The 22,261-nt window shown below is 27.5% G+C and carries 18 protein-coding genes; 11 read left to right on the top strand and 7 right to left on the bottom strand.

Features of this window, described 5'->3' with window-relative positions:
• The first annotated feature begins 11 nt into the window (after window positions 1-11).
• The 5 genes from VY93_RS02300 to VY93_RS02280 are packed head-to-tail and all read left to right on the top strand — an operon-like array spanning window position 12 to window position 6,917.
• A complete protein-coding gene (locus tag VY93_RS02300) occupies window positions 12-1,637 on the top strand; it encodes a hypothetical protein (RefSeq protein WP_223211458.1) in 1,626 nt (541 codons plus the stop codon).
• Between the two features lie 8 nt (window positions 1,638-1,645).
• Window positions 1,646-3,691, top strand: coding sequence for a GGDEF domain-containing protein (locus VY93_RS02295; protein WP_020003266.1), 2,046 nt, complete (start codon window positions 1,646-1,648; stop codon window positions 3,689-3,691).
• Entirely contained in the window at window positions 3,672-4,130 is a 459-nt protein-coding gene (rplI, locus tag VY93_RS02290; protein WP_011283569.1) for a 50S ribosomal protein L9, read from the top strand. Before VY93_RS02295 ends, rplI begins: the two co-directional genes overlap by 20 nt.
• Window positions 4,117-5,643, top strand: a complete 1,527-nt coding sequence (locus tag VY93_RS02285; RefSeq protein WP_020003265.1) for a replicative DNA helicase — start codon at window positions 4,117-4,119, stop codon at window positions 5,641-5,643. The genes rplI and VY93_RS02285 overlap by 14 nt, the downstream gene beginning before the upstream one ends.
• Window positions 5,643-6,917 (top strand): CNNM domain-containing protein, encoded by a 1,275-nt coding sequence (locus VY93_RS02280; protein WP_020003264.1) that lies wholly within the window; start codon window positions 5,643-5,645, stop codon window positions 6,915-6,917. Before VY93_RS02285 ends, VY93_RS02280 begins: the two co-directional genes overlap by 1 nt.
• A 489-nt stretch (window positions 6,918-7,406) precedes the next feature.
• Here VY93_RS02280 and VY93_RS02275 read toward each other — a convergent pair whose 3' ends face one another.
• Window positions 7,407-9,125 carry an APC family permease gene (locus VY93_RS02275; RefSeq protein ID WP_020003263.1) on the bottom strand — a complete coding sequence of 573 codons (1,719 nt, stop codon included), beginning with the start codon at window positions 9,123-9,125 and terminating at the stop codon, window positions 7,407-7,409.
• A gap of 172 nt (window positions 9,126-9,297) precedes the next feature.
• Between VY93_RS02275 and asnS the strand changes: the two genes are divergently transcribed.
• Window positions 9,298-10,641: an asparagine--tRNA ligase gene (gene asnS, locus VY93_RS02270; protein WP_020003262.1), complete on the top strand. Its 1,344-nt coding sequence runs from the start codon at window positions 9,298-9,300 to the stop codon at window positions 10,639-10,641.
• 43 nt (window positions 10,642-10,684) lie between these two features.
• Here asnS and rplL read toward each other — a convergent pair whose 3' ends face one another.
• Together rplL and rplJ are read right to left on the bottom strand one after the other, a co-directional pair.
• Entirely contained in the window at window positions 10,685-11,056 is a 372-nt protein-coding gene (rplL, locus tag VY93_RS02265) for a 50S ribosomal protein L7/L12 (RefSeq protein WP_020003261.1), read from the bottom strand.
• Window positions 11,057-11,092: 36 nt separating this feature from the next.
• Window positions 11,093-11,590: a 50S ribosomal protein L10 gene (gene rplJ / locus VY93_RS02260; protein WP_011283563.1), complete on the bottom strand. Its 498-nt coding sequence runs from the start codon at window positions 11,588-11,590 to the stop codon at window positions 11,093-11,095.
• A 147-nt stretch (window positions 11,591-11,737) separates the two neighbouring features.
• Here rplJ and VY93_RS02255 point away from each other — a divergent pair, with 147 nt between their 5' ends.
• Together VY93_RS02255 and VY93_RS02250 are read left to right on the top strand one after the other, a co-directional pair.
• The gene (locus VY93_RS02255; RefSeq protein WP_020003260.1) at window positions 11,738-12,229 is read left to right on the top strand and encodes a hypothetical protein; all 492 of its coding nucleotides are present in this window, start codon (window positions 11,738-11,740) and stop codon (window positions 12,227-12,229) included.
• 91 nt (window positions 12,230-12,320) lie between these two features.
• Window positions 12,321-14,795 carry a hypothetical protein gene (locus tag VY93_RS02250; protein ID WP_020003259.1) on the top strand — a complete coding sequence of 825 codons (2,475 nt, stop codon included), beginning with the start codon at window positions 12,321-12,323 and terminating at the stop codon, window positions 14,793-14,795.
• Here VY93_RS02250 and VY93_RS02245 read toward each other — a convergent pair.
• Both VY93_RS02245 and VY93_RS02240 read right to left on the bottom strand, forming a co-directional pair.
• Complete coding sequence (locus VY93_RS02245; RefSeq protein WP_020003258.1) at window positions 14,792-15,496, bottom strand: pseudouridine synthase; 705 nt, start codon at window positions 15,494-15,496, stop codon at window positions 14,792-14,794. The genes VY93_RS02250 and VY93_RS02245 overlap by 4 nt on opposite strands.
• Before the next feature lie 6 nt (window positions 15,497-15,502).
• Window positions 15,503-16,357: an MAGa3780 family membrane protein gene (locus VY93_RS02240; protein WP_020003257.1), complete on the bottom strand. Its 855-nt coding sequence runs from the start codon at window positions 16,355-16,357 to the stop codon at window positions 15,503-15,505.
• A gap of 50 nt (window positions 16,358-16,407) precedes the next feature.
• On the opposite strand from VY93_RS02240, the gene VY93_RS02235 reads away from it, so the two are divergent.
• Entirely contained in the window at window positions 16,408-18,891 is a 2,484-nt protein-coding gene (locus tag VY93_RS02235; RefSeq protein ID WP_408633516.1) for a UU173 family protein, read from the top strand.
• 25 nt (window positions 18,892-18,916) lie between these two features.
• Here the strand turns inward: VY93_RS02235 and tsf are convergent, their stop codons facing one another.
• Together tsf and rpsB are read right to left on the bottom strand one after the other, a co-directional pair.
• The gene (gene tsf, locus VY93_RS02230; RefSeq protein ID WP_020003255.1) at window positions 18,917-19,795 is read right to left on the bottom strand and encodes a translation elongation factor Ts; all 879 of its coding nucleotides are present in this window, start codon (window positions 19,793-19,795) and stop codon (window positions 18,917-18,919) included.
• Window positions 19,795-20,685 carry a 30S ribosomal protein S2 gene (gene rpsB / locus VY93_RS02225; protein ID WP_020003254.1) on the bottom strand — a complete coding sequence of 297 codons (891 nt, stop codon included), beginning with the start codon at window positions 20,683-20,685 and terminating at the stop codon, window positions 19,795-19,797. Before rpsB ends, tsf begins: the two co-directional genes overlap by 1 nt.
• 260 nt (window positions 20,686-20,945) lie before the next feature.
• On the opposite strand from rpsB, the gene VY93_RS02220 reads away from it, so the two are divergent.
• A complete protein-coding gene (locus VY93_RS02220; RefSeq protein ID WP_020003253.1) occupies window positions 20,946-21,431 on the top strand; it encodes a hypothetical protein in 486 nt (161 codons plus the stop codon).
• 12 nt (window positions 21,432-21,443) lie between these two features.
• Window positions 21,444-22,247, top strand: coding sequence for a F0F1 ATP synthase subunit A (locus VY93_RS02215; protein WP_020003252.1), 804 nt, complete (start codon window positions 21,444-21,446; stop codon window positions 22,245-22,247).
• The last annotated feature ends 14 nt before the right edge of the window (window positions 22,248-22,261 follow it).

Genomic DNA, 22,261 nt, shown 5'->3' with positions numbered 1-22,261 from the left:
CTTTATTTATCATGAAATTCACAGGTAAAAAGTTTTTCGTATTAACAGCTGGTAGTGTGACTATTGGAGCTGTTTTTACTACCGGGATAGCTTTAATTCAAACCAATAAAACTTTAACCCAAAAAAGAATAGAACTCGCCCAAGAAGCCACAAAAGACCTTAAAAAAAATAATGTTGAATTTCAAGCCGTTTTAAAAGAAAGCATTAACGAATTTAAAAATTCATATCAACAGTTTCTAGAAAAGCTTTCCAAATTTATAAAGCAAAAAGTAAAGCCTGAAGTTCAAGCTACCGTTTTAAAAGTTTATTCTGGCAAAGTTTATATTCCAAAAGAAAACTTTACTTTTTTAAATTATTTTGTAAGCGATGAAACCATTAACGCATATTTAAATGTGCTAATGGAACAAATCCAAAAATATTCAAGTTTATTTTCAAATAACAATAGCATTAAATTAATTAATACTTGAATAAAATTAATTACAAACTTTTTTTCTAATACGCTAATTACTATTGTTAGATACGTTCCAGAGCTGGCCCAAGATGTATTAGACTTTAACACCAAAAGCTTTAGCGCTTTGGGAAGTAATTTTTCATTTACATGATATAAAGTTCACTATCAAAACTTTATAAATGATTCCAAGCTTGTTTTAAAAACTTTTTCAGAAAGCGATAAGCAAAATCCTGAATCAAACTATGAAAAGGTTTTAGACTTTAAAAACAAATCACAAAGTTATTTAAGTGAACTTGAAACTAAATATAATTCCTTAATTAATCTTCCAAAAACAATAGCTAACAATAAACTTCTTGATGATTTATTTGATGAAAATTCAGCGCAACTTAAGGCTCTGCTTCCACTATATGAACAATATGTTTTATCTCAAGCTGCAGAGCAAATGCAAAGCCTTTATTCAACACCAAAACAATTTATAAATTACTTTGTTAATAACGGCGAAATTTTATCGAAAGCGCAAGCGGCAAGCAAAGCAACTAGTGACGCTGAAGAATTTAAAAACAAACTTAATTCTTTATCAGAAAATGGTTTTAAATTTTTATCTAATGATTTTACCAACGATTTAACTCCAACAAAAGAAGTTAAAGCTAGCGCTAATTATTTAAATGAAAATGAAGAGCTAACTGTTTCATTTTATAAAGCAAATGAAAATGGAATTTTTCAAGTAGAAAATTCAACTGAAACAAATCTGCTTAGCTCTAAATTAAAAAATGCTAAGCCTAATTCTTACGTTGTTAAATTTTCGTTTTTATTAAATGAATCATTTCCGGAAAGCATATTTACCAATAGCTTAAATAGCTATCTGCAAGAAGATAAAAATGATTTATTTGTAAAAAATAATTTTGAAATTTATTCGGTTCTGCCTTTTGTAATTTCGAGAATCAATATACAAAATAGCAGTGTTAATTTAAATTTTAATTTTAATTATTTAGATTCACAATTTATATTAAATGAATTTCAATCTAATTATGGAAATTCAAAAAATTTATTTTTAGTCGATCCTAATAATAAAGAAAAATCTCAAGCTAAAGTTGATATTTATCTTTATTTAGATAACACTAAAATAATTGAAAAATTAGACAAATTAATTCAAAACGATAAAATTAATATAAATGTTAAATTTTAAAGGAGCAAATGATTAACAAAAAATATTTATTTCTAATAACCTTTTTAGTTATTTTTGTAAGTTTTACAGTGGCTTTTGTTTCACTGGTATTTCTTAACAAAATAACTGATATGCTAATGGCTATCTTTAGCGGGGTTATGGTTTTTTCATTTGCTGGTGCTTTAATTAGCTTTTTATTTGTGCTATCTAGTTATAGCTATTCAAAGCTTTTAGTTTATGATTCATTTCATCATTTAATCGATGAAGTTATGTCTAATAATAATTTAGGTATTTTAATTTATGACGTTGACATGCGTATTATTTGAATGTCAAAATATCTTAAAAACACTTTCAAAGAAGACTATACTTCAAAGACATTAAATAGTTATTTAGAATTTATAACTAGCGATAAACATAGCGCTGATTTTTTATCAAAACTTGACGTAAATAACAACAGTAGCAATTTAGAATTTGAATATGAAAATACATTCTATGAAACGCAGTTTTGATATTTAAATAATATTGTCGTTATTAGAAATATCAACGTTGAAAAAAACTATAAAACTAATATTTTTCAAAAAAGATCTATAGTTGGTGAAATTGAAATGGATAATTTCCAGCTATATAAAAGTATTTATTCAGATGAACAAATCTTTAAATTAAATAAGGTTTTAATAGATTCTTTAAATACTTGCGTTAATAATTACGATTTTATCTATCGCCAATACTCTGATGGAAAATTTATTATCTTTACCAATGAAGAGTCATTTCAAACACTGGAAAAAGGTAACTTTCACGAATTTTTCAAAATCAAAAACAATTTAGATTTAAGTAGCAAAGACGATGTTAATTTATTAGATGCCAAACTTACTTTATCAGTAGGATTTGCTCGTGGTTGAGAAAATCTAAAAGAAAAGCTAGAAAGCGCTAAAAAAGCGCTAGTGGTAGCGCAAAACCGTGGTGGAGATCAAGTTGTTGTTAATTCATTTAACGAGCCTACCAAATACTTTGGATCAAATACCGAAATTCTGCCAACTAGTTCTAAAACTAAAATTAATTTTATTACCAATCAGCTAAAAGAAAAGCTGCAAGATCCAAAAATTGAAAACGTAATAGTCTACGGACACCAACATGCCGACTTAGACGTTATAGGATCGGCCTTTGCGCTTTGCGAACTTGCTAGAGTTAAATACAAAAAGCAAGCTAATTTATTTATGAAAACCTACGATAGTACTGTCGCTAGAATGCTATCGCTAGTTAAATATAAAACTAAAGATTTAAAAATTATTGAAAAAGAATCAACTGCGAAAAAAAATACTGATTCAAATACGCTTATAATAATAGTAGATACATCTAATCCACAAAGAACAGATTATCCAAATTCGCTAGCTAACGCTAAAAAAGAAAATATATTTATATTAGATCACCATAGAGTAGCCGGAAGCATTAACTTTTGTTACGAAAAAAATACTTATATCGATACTACCGCGTCATCGACTTGTGAAATTATTTCAGAGATTTTATACTTCCTTGAAGGAGAACATAACATCTCTCAAGTTGCAGCGCAGCATCTACTAAATGGTATTTATCTAGATACATCGCAATTTACCAAGTCTATGACTTCAAGAACTTTTCAAGCAGCTGCTTGACTTGAAGCTAAAGGCGCTAAAGCTATTTATGCAATTGATATGCTAAAAATTAATTTCGAAACTAAAAAGTTAGTTAACGAAATTATTAAAAATCCAATTGAAGTTAAAAAAGGATATTTTTTAGCTTATACTAAAGACGAACTTGATAACGATATAATATCTATAGCAGCAGATGAAATGCTAAAAGTTAGAGATCGCTTTGCATCGTTTGTAATTGCAAAGCTTAAAAATACTAATAAATATAAACTTTCAGCTAGAGGAATTGAAACCAATGTTCAAATCATCTGTGAAGCCGTTGGTGGTGGAGGACACTTTAATACTGCAGCAGCTTTTAGCGAAGAAGAATTAGAAGTTTTTGTTGACAATACCATAATGGCAATAACATCAACTGGAAAAGAGATTAAAAATGAAAGTGATTTTAACTAAAGATTCAAAATACGGTAAAGAAAATGCAATCATAGAAGTTGCAGATGGATACGCTAAAAACTTTTTAATACCAAAAGGTTTTGCAATGGCCTACTCTCAAGATAATCTTAAAATTCGTGAACAAAAGTTAAGTGATTTATCAGCACTTGAACACGAAAAAAGATCAAAAGCTAGAGAGCTTCAAAAACAAATCGAAGAGCTAAGCTTAATGTTTACTCTTGACGCTGCAATTGATAAAGCTCAAAATCTTCATGTGCATGGATCGGTTTCAACTAAAGAACTAAAAACCAAGCTTTTAGAGCACAAAATCAAGCTTCACGATCATGCAATTCAACATGTGCATTTAAACGTAGAAGGAACTCATGTTGTTGAAGTTTCTTTATATAAAGATATAAAGGCAAAATTAAGGGTAAATCTTCATATCAATGTCAAAAAATAAGGCCATTTATAGCGTTATTGAAAAATATAACCTAAAGCCAGAAAATGCTACTAAACACCAAAATAAAGAGCTAGAAGAACAACTTCTATCTTTAATTATTGACTCTAAAGAATCTCAAGAATTCGCCCTTAGCGTTATTAAAAAAGAGTATTTCTTTTATACAGAAAATCAAGCCATATTTCAATTAATTGGCGAGATAATTGAAAAAAAAGAAAGACACAAATTCACTGATTTAGTTGATATTTTGCGGGATTTAAAACTCGATGAATATAAACATATTTCATCTAGAGTTACTCCTGAATATATAAACTCACTTTATTCTACTAATTTAAATACAGAAAATTTAATTCCTTATATTGAAGAGCTAGAAAATTTATATATTAAAAGATATTTTGAAGCTTACTTTAAGGAAATGTCATCAACTGTTAAAGAAAAAACCTTTGACGTTAAAACTTTAATGACTGATTTAGAAAATCTAAAATCAGAAACCAGAGAAAAATCGCTTCAATCTAAAAACTTCGTCGAACACGGTAATGTCCAAATGGATGTAGTTATTGAAGTTCAAGAAGTAATCGAAGGGCTCAACAAACACTGAGGACTAACTTCTTCTTTTAAAAATATCGATGACATAGTTCAAGGATTTCGTCCAGGGCAACTTGTTATTCTAGCTGCTCGTCCTGGAATCGGTAAAACCGCGCTAGCTTTAAATATGGCAGCGCATATCGCTAGAAACGTTCAAGACAAAGATAAAAATAATAAAGTTTTATTTATCTCTCTTGAGATGCAAAAAAAAGAACTTGCCAAAAGAGTTATGTCATTTACTCTTAACGTGGATTTAAAATATCTTACTAATCCGAAAAATATTAAAAAGCCTCGTGAATGAAAAGTTCCTGAGCTAGTTTGATCAAATAATCGTAATAACGAATTTAAAAAACTCAACGAAAATTTATTATATGATGATGACGTTACTGGTAATTTAAACGATATTATTTGGAAAATTAAAAACTTTAAAAAAGATAATGAAGATCTTGCTTTTGTAGTAGTTGACTATCTCCAGCTAGTAAGCGCTACTGATATTTCAGGAAATCGTCAAAATGAGGTTTCAGCGATATCAAGAAGCTTAAAACAGCTAGCTATCGAGCTTAATATTCCAATTCTAGCGCTATCACAGCTTTCAAGAAACGTAGAAAGCCGTGAAAATAGAAGGCCGCAGCTTCATGACTTGCGTGAATCAGGATCAATCGAGCAAGATGCCGATATTGTTATCTTTTTATCAAGAAAAGAATCATATGATAAGTTATCGAAAGTATCTAAAGATGGTGAAGTTCAAAAAAATGCACAAAGCATTAGAACTGAAAAAGGTGCTTTTGTAATTAATACAGAAGTAGGAATTGCTAAAAATAGAAATGGTATAATTGGAACTACAAATTTAGCATTTTACTCAAATAGGGTATTATTTATAGATTACAATGAATATAGACCTACAAATAAATTCAACAAAGGACGCAATTAATGGAAACAACAACTGAGCCCAGTCATTTGGGTATAGGCATAAAAATAACAATATTTATTATTATTTTTATTTTATTTTTATTAAGCAGTATTTTTTCAGGATCTGAAACTGCCTATAGCACTATACCCGCAACTCAAATTCAAGAATTAAACGATAAAAAAACTAGATTTGGTAATTTAATTAAAAAACAGCTTTTAAGATATAACCAAATTTTAAGTACCGTGCTAATTGCTAATAACTTAGTTAACGTAGCTTCTTCGGTTTTAACTAGTTTTATCATTGGATCATTTTTTGCCAATGACGATGATCCGCTGGTACTGATAATATCAACGCTAGTGGTAACCCCTATACTAGTTATATTTGGAGAGATACTACCAAAGCTTTTTGCAAAGAAAAAACCTAAGTTATTTCTGCTATTATTTAGCCCTTTTATCGAAGTTTTATATTACTTTTTCTTTGTACTTACTTATCCTATTAGTAAGTTTTCAAAACAAAGTGATCATACGCATTCACAAGACGATATTAAAAAAATTCTAGAGCTGGCTAATTATGAAGGAATTTTAGATACTAAAGAAAAAATTCTAGCTCAAAAAGCGCTTGATTTAAATTCGACAAAAATCAATAAGCACTACATTCGGCTAAAAAACGTTGTCTATTTAGATTCAAGTCTTTCAGTTAATAAAGCGCTAGAGACTTTCAAAGAGACAAACTACTCTAGAATGCCGGTTAAAAAAGATAAAAACTTTATCGGAATAGTTCTACTTAAAGATTTAATCTTTAGTCAAAATAAAAGCCTTTTATCACTGGTTAAAATGGTGCCAAGCATTTCAATTCATAGCTCGCTTGCTAAAGGTCTTGAGATCATGAAGCAAAACCAAATTCAAATGCTTTTTGTCACCCAAAATAATTCAAGCAATCAAGTGATAGGAATCATTACACTAGAAGATATTCTAGAAGAAGTAGTTGGTGAAATCTACGATGAATATGACCAAGAAGAAATAAAAGAAATTCATGAAATTTCTTGAGAAAAATCTCTGGTTAAAGCTAGCACATTAATGGATGCAATCTTCAAGCAACTTGAGCTTAATTTAGAGCTTCTTAGCGATGAAGAAAAAGAAATGTCACTGTATGATTTTATTGTTTCTAAAAGCGAAGATAATAGCTTTAAAACCAATTTAAAAATTTATTTAGATAACAAAAAAATTAGCTTTAAAGTCTTAAAGCTTAACCAAAAAAATAAAGCCAAAACCTTAGTTGAAATTGAAAAATTATAAAATAGCCACTAGTTATTGCTATATTGTAAAGTGCAGCGCGCCACTTAGAATTTAATAAAATTGCCGATTTTAAAAATCGGCTTTTTATTTTGACATTTTTTGAATTTTTTTTAATTTTAACTATTGACATTATTTATTTTTTGTTATATAATTATATTTATCAGATCCTAAAAGATCAGATCTTCAAAGTTTTTTTCATTTTTTGTACTAATATTACCGTCTGAAATTAACATTGTAGTGTTAAAGTGCATAAGTGCTAAATAATGAAAATCCTGTTAAAATAAACAAGACAAATAAATTTTTTTAAATAATTTTTTTCTGTATAAATAAAATGAACAAATTTATTGTTCATTTTATTTATTAAAAAACTTCTAAAAAAATTAACATATTTTTTGATAGCGGTATCTTGGAAGTTATAATGAGCAAATAACCAATGGCTATTTTTTTAATTTCCAAAATGAAAAAAAATAAAAAAGCAGAAATGCTTTTTTATTTTTTAGGCTTAAATTTGTGCATCATCTTGCAGAAAATGCCTTCATGTTTTTCATGAGAAGTCTCTTCATATGATACTTCTTCCTCAGAATCACTTGCGTTTCCTGTATCTTCAATTGTTAGCCCTTCTGATCTTAGTTGTCTTTTAACAACAAAGTAGTTAGTTAGCGCTAAAATAATGCAAAGAGCTAATAGACCGAAGTTAGTTAAACTATTGTGAGCTAAGGTAAAGACAGTGGTTCCTGAGAAAAATAGTCCAGCAGAATCAGCAACGTTTGGGCTTTGAGCTGTTTTTGCTATAAATTTATATACAAATTGGAATCCAATTACTGCTACTATTAATAAAATTGCTAAAACAGAAGCAGGTAGGAATCCTTTAACCTTAAGTTTTGTTTTCTTACCACCTTTAAATCTATCTATTATTCCTAATAGCATTGTATATGCATATATAAAGAAAAACATTATAGTTGGTAAGTTTGTAGATGAATCTATTACAGAATCACTTAGTGATATCGCTGATGGTAAAACCACCACTAGTAAATAAATTGAAACAAAGACAGAATATAATACTAAGCTTCCTAGGTTTTTATATCTTTTGTTTAATTCACCTAGTTTTTTGTAAAACATTACTTGACGATATTCAATTAATCCTTCACTTGATTTTAAAAGCACTATTGATGTAGAGTTTGCTACAAAAAGCGCTCCAAAACCAATTAAGAAGAATACAAATGAATTTAATACTTTGCTTGCTGTTAGTCTTGTTGCAGGATCTTTTGATACAGATAAAACAATGTCTGTAAATAAATTACCAACAAATCCTGTTCCTTTAAGAGCAGCTCCAATAGAAATTAATATATAAACGGTAGCTGAAATTACAATTGTTAAAACAGCAGCAACAGGAACTGTTTTAGGATTTTTAACATCTTTAGCTAAGTTTCCTACAGATAAAAATGAGTCAAATGCAAATAAAACAGCAGGTAAAGCTATAAACATTCCAGCAAAGTTAAAGCTTTTTTCACCTGAGGTTATTCCGTAACTTAATCCTCCAAATAAATAATATGATTTAGCTTCATTTGCTTTATTTACAATTTCTAGCGAAGCTGAATCAGTCGCTTTAGGATCTACTCCTAGATATTTAGTTCCTACAAATCCTAGAATAAATGCAATTGCAAGTGGTAAAAGTTTAAAAGCTGTTGAAAATACTTGTAGTCTTGATGATCACTTTAATGAGAAGTAGTTTAGTGTAGTCATTGCAACTAAAAATACAAGAGAAAGCAGTATTACAACAAGGTAGAATTCTGGGTCTTGACTAACGCTACTTCCTGTTGCTACTTCAAATGCTTTAAAGATAGCTTCCATTCCAAAAACAGGAAGAGCAGCAGTTAATAGCGCGTAGTAAAATCCAGAGTGAAGAAACTTAACAGTCATACCTTGCTTTTTAGAACCTGAAAGTTCTTCAACTCAACCAGCAAGTCCTGATTTTGATTGACGAGAGCTTGAAAGTTCGCTAAAGCTATATACTGTAAGTAGAGAAATAAATGCACCTAATACTCATGCAAGAATAAAACTTCAAAATGCGAAGGTATCTGTTTCTGGAACAGCCTGAGCACCAAGTACAGTAAAGTTTTTAAAGAAAATACCGATACCAATAACTGAACTAATTGAAATACTAGTAGCAGTTAATAGCCCGATTTTTCTCGCGGTTTTTACTTTCATTTTTTTCCTTTCTAATAATTCAATAAATTTATTTAAAACGCATTTTTAGCGCTAATAAAAAAATTTATTAAAGCATATTATACAGAAAAAGAAATTAATTGCGCAAAAAATTTTTAATTTTTACTTTATAATTTGGTTAATTTATTAACTACTAATTAATATAAGGATTTAAATGGATATTAAAGACATTTTACTTAAGCCAAAAAGCTACGATCAAAGCGAGTTAACCATCTCAGGATGAGTTTCATATTTTAGAGGAAATGAAAAAGTTTGCTTTGTAGAAATAAACGATGGAAGCACTATTAAAAACTTGCAAGTTGTATTTAAAGGTTTTGATTTTAAATTGCTAGAAAATCTAAAGCCAGGATCAGCTACAGTTATCAAAGGAAAAATTCTTCACACTCCTGGCAAAAGTCAAGAAGTTGAAATGCAAGCGCTAGAGCTAGTTGACTATAAAAAAGCCGATGAAGACTATCCGATTCAAAATAAAGAAATAAAGCTTGAAACTTTAAGAGAAATTCCTCATCTTAGACATAGAACTAAAGTGTTAAGAGCAGTAATGCTAATTAGATCAACTCTAGCTCAAGAAATTCATAAGTATTTTATCGATAAAAATTTCTACTATATGAACTCTCCTATCATTACTTCAAATGATGGAGAAGGCGCAGGCGAGACTTTTGAAGTTTATGGATCAGAAATTAAGCATTTCTTTGGGAAAAATAATAAAGCAACTCTAGGAGTAACCGGACAGCTTCACGGAGAAAGCTACGCGGTTGGTTTTAAAAAAATTTATACCTTTGCACCTACCTTTAGAGCTGAAAATTCAAATACCAAAAAACACCTTGCCGAGTTTTGAATGGTAGAGCCTGAAGTCGCATTTGCTAATTTATATGACATGATAAATTTAGCGCAGAATCTACTTAAAAACGTACTTGAAAAAACGCTAGAGAAAAATAAATTTGAATTTGAATTTTTAAGCGAGTTTTTAAATATTAATCTTAAAGAAAGAATAGAGCTTTTCACTAAAAGCGATCTTAAAATAGTTGACTATAGAGACGCTATTAAAGAACTAGAAAAACACAAAGATAAATTCGAAAACAAAGACATTAAATTTGGGCTTGACCTAGGAACCGAACACGAAAGATATTTAGTTGAAAGCATTTTCAAATGCCCTATAGCACTGATAAACTTCCCTAAAGCTTTTAAAGCCTTTTATATGCATCAAAATGATGATGGTAATACAGTGGCCGCATTTGATCTTTTAATTCCACAAGTGGGGGAATTAATCGGTGGATCTCAAAGAGAAGTAAGATACGAAAAACTAAAACAAAGAATCAACGAATTAAATATCTCAGAAAAAGACTTCAAATGATATTTAGATCTTAGAAGATTTGGAGATATGGGATCATCAGGTTTTGGACTCGGCTTTGAACGCCTAGTGGTCTACGCTACCGGCATTGAAAACATTAGAGACTCAATTCCATATCCAAGAACTGTTGACAACATCAAAATGTAGTAAAAAAAATTCGCAAGGCGCGAATTTTTATTTTATGAAACTATTATTCAACTGAAACTTCAGCACCAGCTTCAACAAGAGCAGCTCTAATAGGTTCTGCTTCTTCTGGTTTGATGTTTTCTTTAACAACTGCAGGAAGATTGTCAACGATTTTTTTAGCGTCCATTAAGCTTCCACCAAGAAGATCTTTAACAGCTTTAATAATTTGAACTTTTTTACCGTTATCAGCTTTAAGAACCACTTTAACGCTAGTTTTAGCAGCTTCAGCAGCTTCTCCAGGAGCAACAGCAACAGCAACAGCCGCAGTAGGATCAACTCCAAATTCTTCTTTCATTGCTTCTACAAGTTCCATAACTTCTTTAATTGACATCTCTTTTAGAGATTCAACAAAAGTTTCTTTAGTAAGTTTTGCCATATTGATTATCCTTAAAAATTTAAATATTTATTATTATTAATTTGATTTTTGTTCACTAACTAGTTTTAGTCCTAGTGAAAGTTGTTGTAAAGGTGCCATAAGTGAACGAGCAAGAATGGTAAGTGCCTCTTCGTAGCTTGGAAGAGCTGCCACTTTTTTAAGTTCTTGTGTGTCAACTACTTTTCCTTCAAATGTACCGGCTTTTAAAACTACAAATTCTTTGTGTTTTTTTGCAAATTTAACAAGTAATTTTGCAGCCGACATATCATCATCGTTAGAAAAAGCAAAAATATTTGCCCCAACTAAGAAACTTGATAAGTCATAACCTAATTTATCGGTTGCTAATTTAAATAAACGATTTTTATAAACTTTAAGTTCAACGCCTACTTTTTTAGCTTCGACTCTCATTTCTTTTAACTGGGCAACAGTTAATCCGCGATATTCTGCAAAAGCAATTGCTTTAGCACTTGAAATTTTGTTAGTTATTTCGCTAACTGTTACTTTTTTTGCTAATTTTAAGCTAGATTCTTTCATAAACCTCCTTAAATTAGTAGCAATACAGTATACACTCGGTAACAAATTAAGCATAGCAGTTACTGTCTAAATGTATTGCTTTTCTATTATAACAAAAATTTATTTTTTTATATGCACAAAAAATAATTTTTCGGTTATAATGAGCTCATGGATTTTAACAACAAACTTAACCAAAGAATTAATTCAACTTCTGACATGTCATATGTTAATTATGAAAATCTTCAAGTGCTTAAAAGAAGACTAACTCACACTAAAAATTTAATTATTACTGGGCTAGTATTTACCCTTGTTGGTGTAATAATATTAGTAGTAGGAGGTTCAATGCTTGCTGCTGACACATCAGGTTTTGCTTCTATCTCAATTATGTTTTTAGGAGGACTTTTAGCCACAGTAGTTCCTATTGTTTTTAAAGTATACTACACCGGTAGAGTTTGAAGTCTAAGATGAGAAGTAGAAAATAAATACGTAACAAACGATCAAGAAACCTACCATCAAAAAGCAGATGCAGTTAGTGCTTTAATTACTGCTAAAGTTCTTGTTAGTATTTCTTGAATAGCTTTATGATTAATATTGGATTTTGTTGCTATTTTTAATTTACTAAAGGCAAGAAACATTCTTGACACCTTATCAAAGAATTAATTTTTATTTAAATTTTGAAATGGAAAAACTTAGGTTTTTTCCATTTTTTTCTCTTTTTTTGATTTTTAACTTTATTAACTAAAGGAGAAAAATGAATAAAAAAGCCAAAATCTTACTTACTAGTTTCAGCGCTCTTGGCGCAATTGCTTGTGCTAGCGTTTATCCGATATATAAAATAATATCAGATATTAAATTTTCAAAATTTAATTCAGATTCGCAGCTGGTTAATTTAGCGCCACCAAATTACAATTTAATTTCAAGTGAAAACCAAAGTAAAATTAAAAATTTATTAAGCGCTTCAACTAACTTTGATGATTTAGAAAATAAACTAAGCGCTAATATAGAACTTTTAAATGAAAATGTTAAAAAGCTTAATAACGAAAATAATTTAAAAAAATTATTTTTACTTTTATATACTAGAATTTCATCGTCACTAAATCAAGTAGAACTTTTCGATGAATTTTATGAAAATAAATATTTAAAATTTACAAATAAAATTTTGCAAGTTAAAGAAATTAACAATTTAAAATTTGATGAAATAAATAAAGAATTATTAGAGCTTAAAGCTCAAATAAAGGCTTTTATCGATATATTTATATATAACGCAAATGCTAGCATTGATGCAATTAATGAATTTGATTTACAAAAAAGTCAAACTAAAGATATTTTAAAATTAAATCTAGACAATGCTAATGGATTTTTAGCTTATTTAAATCAATTTAAAAATAAACTTGATTCATTTGCATTTAGTTCGCAAAATTTTAAAACTAGCCTTGCACTTTTAAATGAATATGTAGCTAAATTTAAAACTAATCTTCAAAACTATAATTTATACTTTTCATTTTCAGAAACTTTTTATCAAAATTACTCGCTGAATTTAAATAAAAGCGATGAAATAAATTTAGAAAATTTAAGCGCTAAAAAAGAGCTAGATAAACTGGCTAAAAATTTTAATGATTTATATCTTCAAGAAAAAACTTTTTTAAGTAGTTCTTTAATTGAAAAAAATAATATTGAAAGAAAAATTGCAGAAGTCTCTTTAAGATTTAATTATTTAATTAATTTTTATTTTGAAGTATTTAATGTTTATTCAAATGAAGAAAGTGCTTTAAAAATAAATAATCTTTTAAAAGATGCCAAAAAATATGTTGAAGACAATTTTAAATATGTTTTTAATGTTAATTCAAATAAATTTTTAATTAGTGGTTCATATGTAAATTTAATAAATAAATATTCATCTTTTATTCAGGATATTAATTTAGAGTTAAATTCATTTTTACTTTCTAAATTTTCATCTATTACAAAAAATAGCAGTGAAATTTTAAATTTAATAAATAAAGAAAATTCTTTATATTTAGAATTAAATACAAAAAATTTAAGACTAAATAATTTAAATTTAACTTTAATTTCACTAAATAATAATCCAGAAAATAATTCAGTTAGCGATGAATTTATCGATTCAATTGAAGATGTAAATATTCAAAATATTTACAAAGAAATTAATGCTATAAATATTTTAAAAACAAGCATTAAAAATCAAATTTCTAAAAATAAAACTCATTTAGATAAAGCCTTAGAAAATCTTTATTTAAATTCACTAAAGCTAGAATTTATCAATAAAACATTAACTGATAAAAATTTTGACTACATTGCTAAAAGTAAAATTTTAGAAAAGCTTTTAGATAAAAATTTATCTGATAGTGAAATTGAAAATTATTTTATTCAAGCTCAAATTTTGGCTAATAATTTTTCTGCAGATAACGATTTAATTTATTCATATTTAGATGAAATAAAAAGGCTGAGTTTAAATAATTTACAAGATCAAAGTCAACTTGAAAGTTTAAGATTTGAACTTAATACTAATAAGTTAAATAAAAACTTTGACTCTAGCAATTTAGAAAAATTAATTTTAGAAAAAGAAAAAGCAATTATTAAAAACAAAGAAGAAATTAATAATTTAAATTCTTTGATAGACTCGATAAATAATCAACTTCAGAAAAAAATAAATGAAATAAAACTTCTTAAAATTGAAAATTCAAATTTCAAAAATACAATAAATCAAAATAATTTAAATTTAAATAATTTAAGATCGCAGCTTAATCAAAATAATAGTAACATTGCTTATTGAGAGAGGCAAAATCAAGAGCTGCAAAATCAGCTTAATGAAAAAACAAATCTAATAAGAAATGCAACTGAAAAATATAATCTAGCCAAAAGTGAATTAGATAATTTCAAAAAACAAAATGCACTTTTATCTAATCAATATTCTGCTTTAAGAAATGCTGCAATTTCAATTAAAAATAAACTTAGTAAATTTAAAAAATGAATTGATGAAATTAATGATGCCATCGATTTAGCAGCTGAACCTATAAAAACAGATCCTATTAGACAATTAATTAACACTTATAGATTCAACTCGCCACTGCATTTAGAATCTGAAAATTATCAAACTAAAGCAGGCAGAATCAATAAAGCTGCTTTTACCATTAAAAATAATACAAAATGAATTCTAGATGAAACTAGTGAAATAATAAATGTAATTCTAGCTAGAGTATTAAAAAATTAATTTTTTAATAAGTCCAATTCCTCTTTAGTTAAAAATTTATATTCACCTGACTTTAGATTTTCATCTAAAGATAAATTATTCATTTTTATTCTTTTTAAATAAGTAACTTTATATCCAAAGTGAGAAAAAATAATTTTAATTTGATGAAATTTTCCTTCAAAGATAGTAATTTCACATTTGTTATTTGAAATATTATTTAATATCGATTTTTTATATTTAATTTCATCGATTAAAAGTTCTTTTTCAAGTAATTCTTTTATGTTTTTCTCTAGCGGTTTATCTAGCTCTACATAATAGGTTTTTGGAATATGTTTTTTTGGAGAAAGGAGATTATGACTTAGCTTTCCATCGTTAGTAATAATTAATAATCCTTCGGTATCGATATCTAGTCTTCCGATTGTAAAAAAGTCTTTTAGATTCATTTCTAAATCAAGAAGAAGTTCAAAAACAACTTGTTTATTTCAATCGAAATTAGCACAGATATATCCGGCAGGTTTATTCATCATGATATAAGAAAATTCTTCTCTGGCCTCGAGAAGAATTCCTTCTAAATAAATTTTATCTAGCTTAGGATCAATTGACTGTGATTTTTTAATTATTAAGTCATTAACTTTAACTAAACCTTTTGAAATTAATTTCTTAATTTCGTTTCTAGTATATAAAGTAGAATCTGCGATAAATTTTTCAATTCGTATTTTCATTTACTATTAATATACCAAATGTGCTTTATTTTCTCTATCTCATTTTAATCTAAGTGAAACTTTTCAAATAAAGCCAAGTAGAAGTGTAAATAAAATACCGCCAACTACTAATCCAAAATTAATTGCAACTACAATTGCTAAGTTATCACCTTGGTAGAAAAATGGATGAAGAATATTTAAAAATTCATAAATAACGTTATCTACTAGTTTTTGTCCATTTTGGTGATTTATTAAAACATCACTATCTGGAGATTTTTTAAGTCCAGCAAAATTATCTGCTGTATTTTGCCCGATTAAAAATGAAACCAAAGCAAAACCATAGTAAATTACCATTATTGGAATAAGTCCAAAAAATGTGCCTTTAGAAATTGTTATTCTTTTTCTATTGTAAGTAATTAAGCTAAAACCTATAATTGGATTAATAGCATGAACTAGTGTTGTTAAAAATGTTTTAAATGGGCCAATTCCACCTTTAAAAATTTGTGGAAAAATAAGTCCTCAATAAACTAAAAATGTAATTGTTATATATACAGTAATTAAATAAGCAGCTCTTTGGCTATGTCACTTTGTAGGATAAAGCGCAAATAAAATTCAAATAATTCCAAGCGCGTAATTACTCATATGAGTAAAGGTTAAAGTGTTTTTTCATAAAGTAGCTAGCACCGAAGGGGCCGCATCAGCATAAATAATTTCCTGTCTTGCTGAAGCTGATAATTTAGAAAGCGAGTTATTAAGTCCTCTCACATCTAAAACTCAGTTTGATAAAGTAACAAATAAAGCGATTAATAGAATTAAAATCCCTGCAAAAAGAGAAATTTTACGATATTTTTTTCATTGAAAAAATGGGAAATGATTAGTCATAGAATACCTTTCACAAAACGTTAAATTATTTTATCAAAACAAAATTAAAGATGTGAAAAATGTATAATTTTTTCATGCAAAAAATCATCAATATAAATCTAAGTTTATTTAAGCGAGTATTCTTGCTTAATCCAGCACTAATATTTGCCAAAAGCGCTATCGAAGCTGAATTTCAAAATTTAAATAAAGAAGAAATTTTATTAGATTCAAATTCAGATTCAGAACAAGCTTTAGCAGATGATGAAATAGATTTAGGTGATTTAACTTTATATACAGAATTTCTTGAAAGTGATGATGGTTCTACAAAACAAAAATATTTTTCACTTTCAAAAAGCGTTAGTGACAAAATGTTTAAAAAATATGTAGAGCTAGCGCAAAAATGATATTCAAAAAAATACAAATTTAAAGCCAAAGAAATTGAATATATTGGAATTAAATCTAGTTTAGAAAATAAAATAAATTCAACTAAAGAAGCTATAAAAGATGATTCAAAAAAATTAATTTTTAATCCTAGTTTTTCTTTTAGTGAAGAAGAAAAAGATTTAATATTTAATTTTAATTCAACTGCATTTGCATATGATAAAGTAAATAAAAAAATTGTTTTATTAAACTTTTCTAAAACTTCAAAATTTAAGTTTTATTTCGACTTTTTTTATGTATCTAATATCGTTAAAAAATGAAATTTAGACGTTAGAAATTTTTCAGTAATAATAATTGATCCTTTTACTACTATTAAAAGAAATTTTAAACAAAAAGAATTATTATTCTACGAAGCTTTTGGAGCGGCATTTACTAAAACCGCTACTATTTCAAAAAATAAAAACTTTTCAGTTAATAATAAAGAATTTAATTATGCACTAAAACTAACTGGTGATGAGATTTATTTTTACGAATCAAATTATAAAGATCCAAATCCTAGATATAGTTTTTTTAATGCGGTTAATTTATATAAAAGTTTATATACAAATTCATATCAAATAGAAACTCAAAATTTTAGCGAATTTGAAAATTATGATAATTATTTAGAAATTTTAAATTCGCCTAAATTAAAATTAAAAAAATTAATTGATACTGAAAAACAAAATACAAAAAAACCGCTTTTATATAATTTTTTAGATTTTTATATTTATATTAATTTAATTAAAAAAGCTTATCTAATTTTTGGTGAAAATTTAAATTTAGATGCAGCTAGACATTTCTTTGCAAATAGCCAAAATAAATACGTTAGTCAAGCTGATAAATTTAAGCATTTAGAAACTAAAGCTCTAGAATGACTTGAGACAAAAAATAAATTTAATTCAAGAAAAAAAGATTTCTTAAATGAAAATATAGAATTGACTTTTGAATTCGATTACAATGATTCTTTTTCAAAAGAAGAAATAAGTCAATTAACTTCAATCTTTTTAAAAGAAAAATATGAAATCAGCGCGAATTTAATGCGTCTATCTAAGAAAGGTCTTAATAAATTAAGATTAAATGACGTTATAAAATCAAAAGAAATTTTTTCTAAATTTGAGAATTTTGTAAATCCAATTAGCGTAAATTTAATTAGAAATCTTCATTTAAAAGGTAAAAAAATTATCTGATATGACTATGAAGGTTTTAGTAGCATTTTACCGGTTTTAACTTTTACTAATCCGCACCAGCAACTTGTTAATCAAGTTTCTATAATTCAAACCATAAATGGAAATGAAACTTATACTAAAAACTTAGTATTTGATACTTTTGAGTTTAAATATCAAGATCTTGTTGAAATAATTGAAAATATATATTCAGATAAAAGCGATTATTATATTGTCTACAACAAAGCTTATGAAAATACCAGAAACAAAGAAATTGGTAATTTAGTTACAAAAGTTTTAGCTTCAAATTCAGAAGAATTTGATGAATTTAAATTATGATTCAACCAAAAATATTCAGATGTTAGCGAGTTTCTAAAAAAAATAGAACATATCAATTCAAATACAATAGATCTTGCAGATTTTTTCACTCATTCTAGAATTAAATTTAATAGCGAATTTTTAGAAAACCATCTTTCAGTTGATAAAAATCTTTTTAAATTCTTTAAAGTTAGCGAAAATGAAATCACTTTCTACGATAGCGCTTTAAAAGAAGAATTTTTAAAAATTGAAAAAGTATTTTTAACAGATTTAAAATACTTTTATTCAATTAAAAGAATTGAAAAATTTATCACCAAATATAAAATAGAACTTAAAAATAAAATTAAAGAATATAAAAATTTAGAAATTCAAAATGGATATATGGCTATGAATGAAGCTATAAATCGTCATTGAAAAACAACTAATAATGCTACTTGAAAAAGAATTTCACTTTATTTAAAAGAATACTGTGAAAATGACGTTAGAGCCATGATGATGCTTTATGATTTTTTAATGCTTCTGTTTTATAAAATAGATGCAAATTTAAAAAACATAGAATTCAATATCAGCCTATCAGAAAGTCAAAACGATTTTCTCTACAAATACGAAAATGATGGCTATCAAATTTACTATCAAGACAAATTAAAAAACTAGCAACGCTAGTTTTTTAAGAGCAAAATTATTTTGTCATTGAAGCAACTTCTTCAGCGAAATTACTTTGAACTTTTTCAAGACCTTCACCTACTTCGTAACGGCGAGCTGATACTAATTTAGCATTAGCATTTGCTAAGTATTTAGCAACTGTTAGAGAATCTTCCATAACAAATGGTTGTTTTTCTAAAACTACTTCACCAAGTTGTTTGTCAAGTCATCCTGAAAGAATTCTTTCTTGAATTTGAGCAGGTTTTTTATCGAAGTCTTTTGGTGCTTCAAATGCTTTTTTAATTTCTTGCATTCTATCTTCTGGAATATCGCTAACTAAAACGAATTCTGGATTCATAGCAGCAAGGTGCATTGCAACGTTTTTAGCAACTTCTGAATTGCTTCCTGTAACTTCAACTACAGCTGCAACTCTGTTGTTTGCGTGAAGATATGTTCCTAAAACATGACCTTCTTTAGCCTTTGATGCTAAAACTCTTCTTAGAGTAATTTTTTCACCGATAACTGCGGTTGCATCAGTTAGAGCTTGTTCTACAGTTTCGCTATCTGAAACTTTAACTTGAAGAGCTTCTTCTAAAGTAGATGCTCCAGCTTTAAAAACGCTTTCTGTAACGTTTTTAACAAGAGTCATGAATTTTTCATTTTGAGCCACAAAGTCAGTTTCTGAATTAACTTCAAGTAATAATGATTGTGTTAGAGTTCCATGCGCTGATACAACACCTTCAGACGCTAATCTTCCTGATTTTTTAGCAGCTTTAACGATTCCGTTTTCTTTTAATCATTTAATTGCAGCTTCAATATTGTAATCTGTAGCTTCTAAAGCTTTTTTAACATCACCAAGAGCTGAGTTAGTTCTTTGACGTAATTCTTTAATTAATTCTAGTTTGTTTTGTGACATTATTGGCTCGCTTCTTCTGTAAGTTTTTCTTTTGTAGAAGCAGCTTTAACTTCAGATGCTTCTTCAGATTTTTTTAGTTCATGAGGATTTGATAAAACGATTTTATCATCAGGCTGGTAAGCATACATTTGCTTTTTACCTTGTGTTTTAGCAATCGCATCAGCTAAGATGTTAACAATTAAGTTAATTGATTTAGATGAATCATCGTTTGCTGGAATTCCAAAATCAATAACTGTTGGATCTACGTTAGTATCAACGATTCCAATAATTTTAATTTTTTTCTTCTTAGCTTCTTGAATAGCAATTTTATCTTCTACTAAATCGGTTACGATCATAACTTGTGGAAGTCTTCTCATGTTTTTAATTCCATCTAAGTTTTGGTGTAACTTATCTAATTGTTTTTGTAATAAAAGAGCTTCTTTTTTGGTGTAACCTTTGAAACCTTGTTCAGCTTTTTTATCAAGCTCGTTCATTTTTTGAACACGCTTCATAATAACTGAGTTATTGGTTAATGTACCACCAAGTCATCTTTCTGAAACGTAAAGTGAATTTGTTCTTTCAGCAGCTTCTTTAACAGTTTTTTTAGCTTGTCTTTTGGTTCCAACAAAAATAAATGAAACACCTTTAGCTGCTAATTTTTCAACAAGACTATATGCAAATTCAAGATATTTTTGAGTTTTAACAATATCAATAATATGTGCATTTTTATTTAGTCTTTTAGGAACAATAAATTCCTTCATTTTAGGATGTCACATTTGTTTTTTGTGACCAAAGTAAGCTCCGGCTTCTAGAAGTTTATCTCTAGAAACAATAGGAGTTTGTGATTGAGTTTGTTTTTTTTCAACTGTAGCTTCAGGTGAAGAAACTACTTCTTCTTTTTTTGTATTCAAAATGTTTTCCTTTTAGTTTGTTTGATTGATTTTTTCTTTCTAGGCACCTAGCACTACGAATAGCACACCCAAGTGAATCCAGAAAAAATATTTATTATTTAGTTTAAATTGAATTTACTTATATATTTATATATAAAGCAAATAAATTTAGTTTAAATTATATTAAATTTTTCACAAAAAATTATCACTAAATTAATTTTAATAATAAGGAGTAAAATTTAAGTGCTTAATTTTTTTAATTTAAGCTGTAATTAGAGAGTATGTCTATTAAAAATAATTCAAAAACAAAGCTAAAAATTTTTATTAAAAGAAACTTTGATGAAATTTTTTATTTATCTGCTTTATTTTTAGTAAGCACTATTTTGCTAATTACTATAGTTTTTAATTATTCATCAATAATTTTTGGGTATTTACTATCAGGCCTAATGATTTATTTATGAAATAAATACAATAAGTTATTTTATGACGTATTTTTTCAAAAAGTAAATTTTAAATATAGCAAATGAGTAAAAATAATGATTTTTTTATTTCTAAAAAAAGCTCTTGTTTTTATAACTCTAGGAGCGCTAATTTACTTTATCGTAACAATTGATGTAAATGCTGCAATTAATAGTGAAATTTCTGGAAATAAAGTTATAAAATTTATGCATCCAATTAATATATTCGCTTTTATTGTTGGAATAATTATAAATATGATTATTTATTTTTTAGCGCTTCATTTACATGCTAAAAAAAATAGCAAATAAGAAAGAAAAAACATGCAAGAAAAAAATCAAAATGTGATTTTATCAAATCTATGACAATGAGATCAATCACAGATTATCTCTTTGATTTTAACTGTGATTATTATTCTAGTTGTTTCTTTGATTGTCTTTGCTAAAGTAACCAAAGTTAAGCCAAATCAGGCGCCAACGGGAGTAGCTCTTGTTGCCGAAATGTATGTGACAATGGTTGATGATAATTCATATAATGGAACCAGCGGAAATTTTGCTAAAGCTAGGCCTTATTTATTTACATTAATTACATTTTTAACAGTTGGTAACATGATGTCATTTTTTGGACTAGATCCGATTGCAACTTCATATTCAGTGCCGCTAACGCTAGCGATTGCAACTTGAATTGGAATTTTTACAGTTGGAATAATGTATAAAAAATGAAGTTATTTAAAAGAGTTTGTTAACCCACTTGATTTCGTTGGGAAAATTCCGCCAGTTATATCTCTTGGATTTCGTATGTATGGAAATATAACCGGTGGAGGAACTGTTGTGGTTTTAATGTATTTAATCTTTGGGTATTTATGAACACTAGTTTTTAAAAATAGCGAATGATTTTTCTTTGGATCGCTAATAACGCCACTATTTCACTTTTATTTTGACGTATTTGATAGCCTCTTGCAAGGATATGTCTTCTTGACGCTAACTATGGTTTATTGACTTAATGAATCAGGTTTAGATGATGTATCAACTTCACAAGAAGAAAAACAAAAATTAACCTTTAAAGAAAAAATGGCAAAAATGCTTACCTTTTCTAAAAAGGAAAAAGCCTCTCAGGCAATATACTAATATTAAATTAGGAG

It is taken from the genome of Mycoplasmopsis synoviae ATCC 25204 (assembly GCF_000969765.1).
In the GTDB taxonomy this organism is placed as follows: Bacteria; Bacillota_I; Bacilli_A; order Mycoplasmatales; family Metamycoplasmataceae; genus Mycoplasmopsis; species Mycoplasmopsis synoviae.
The sequence above is the reverse complement of the archived record's forward strand: the minus strand, read 5'-3'. Positions and strand labels throughout refer to the sequence as shown.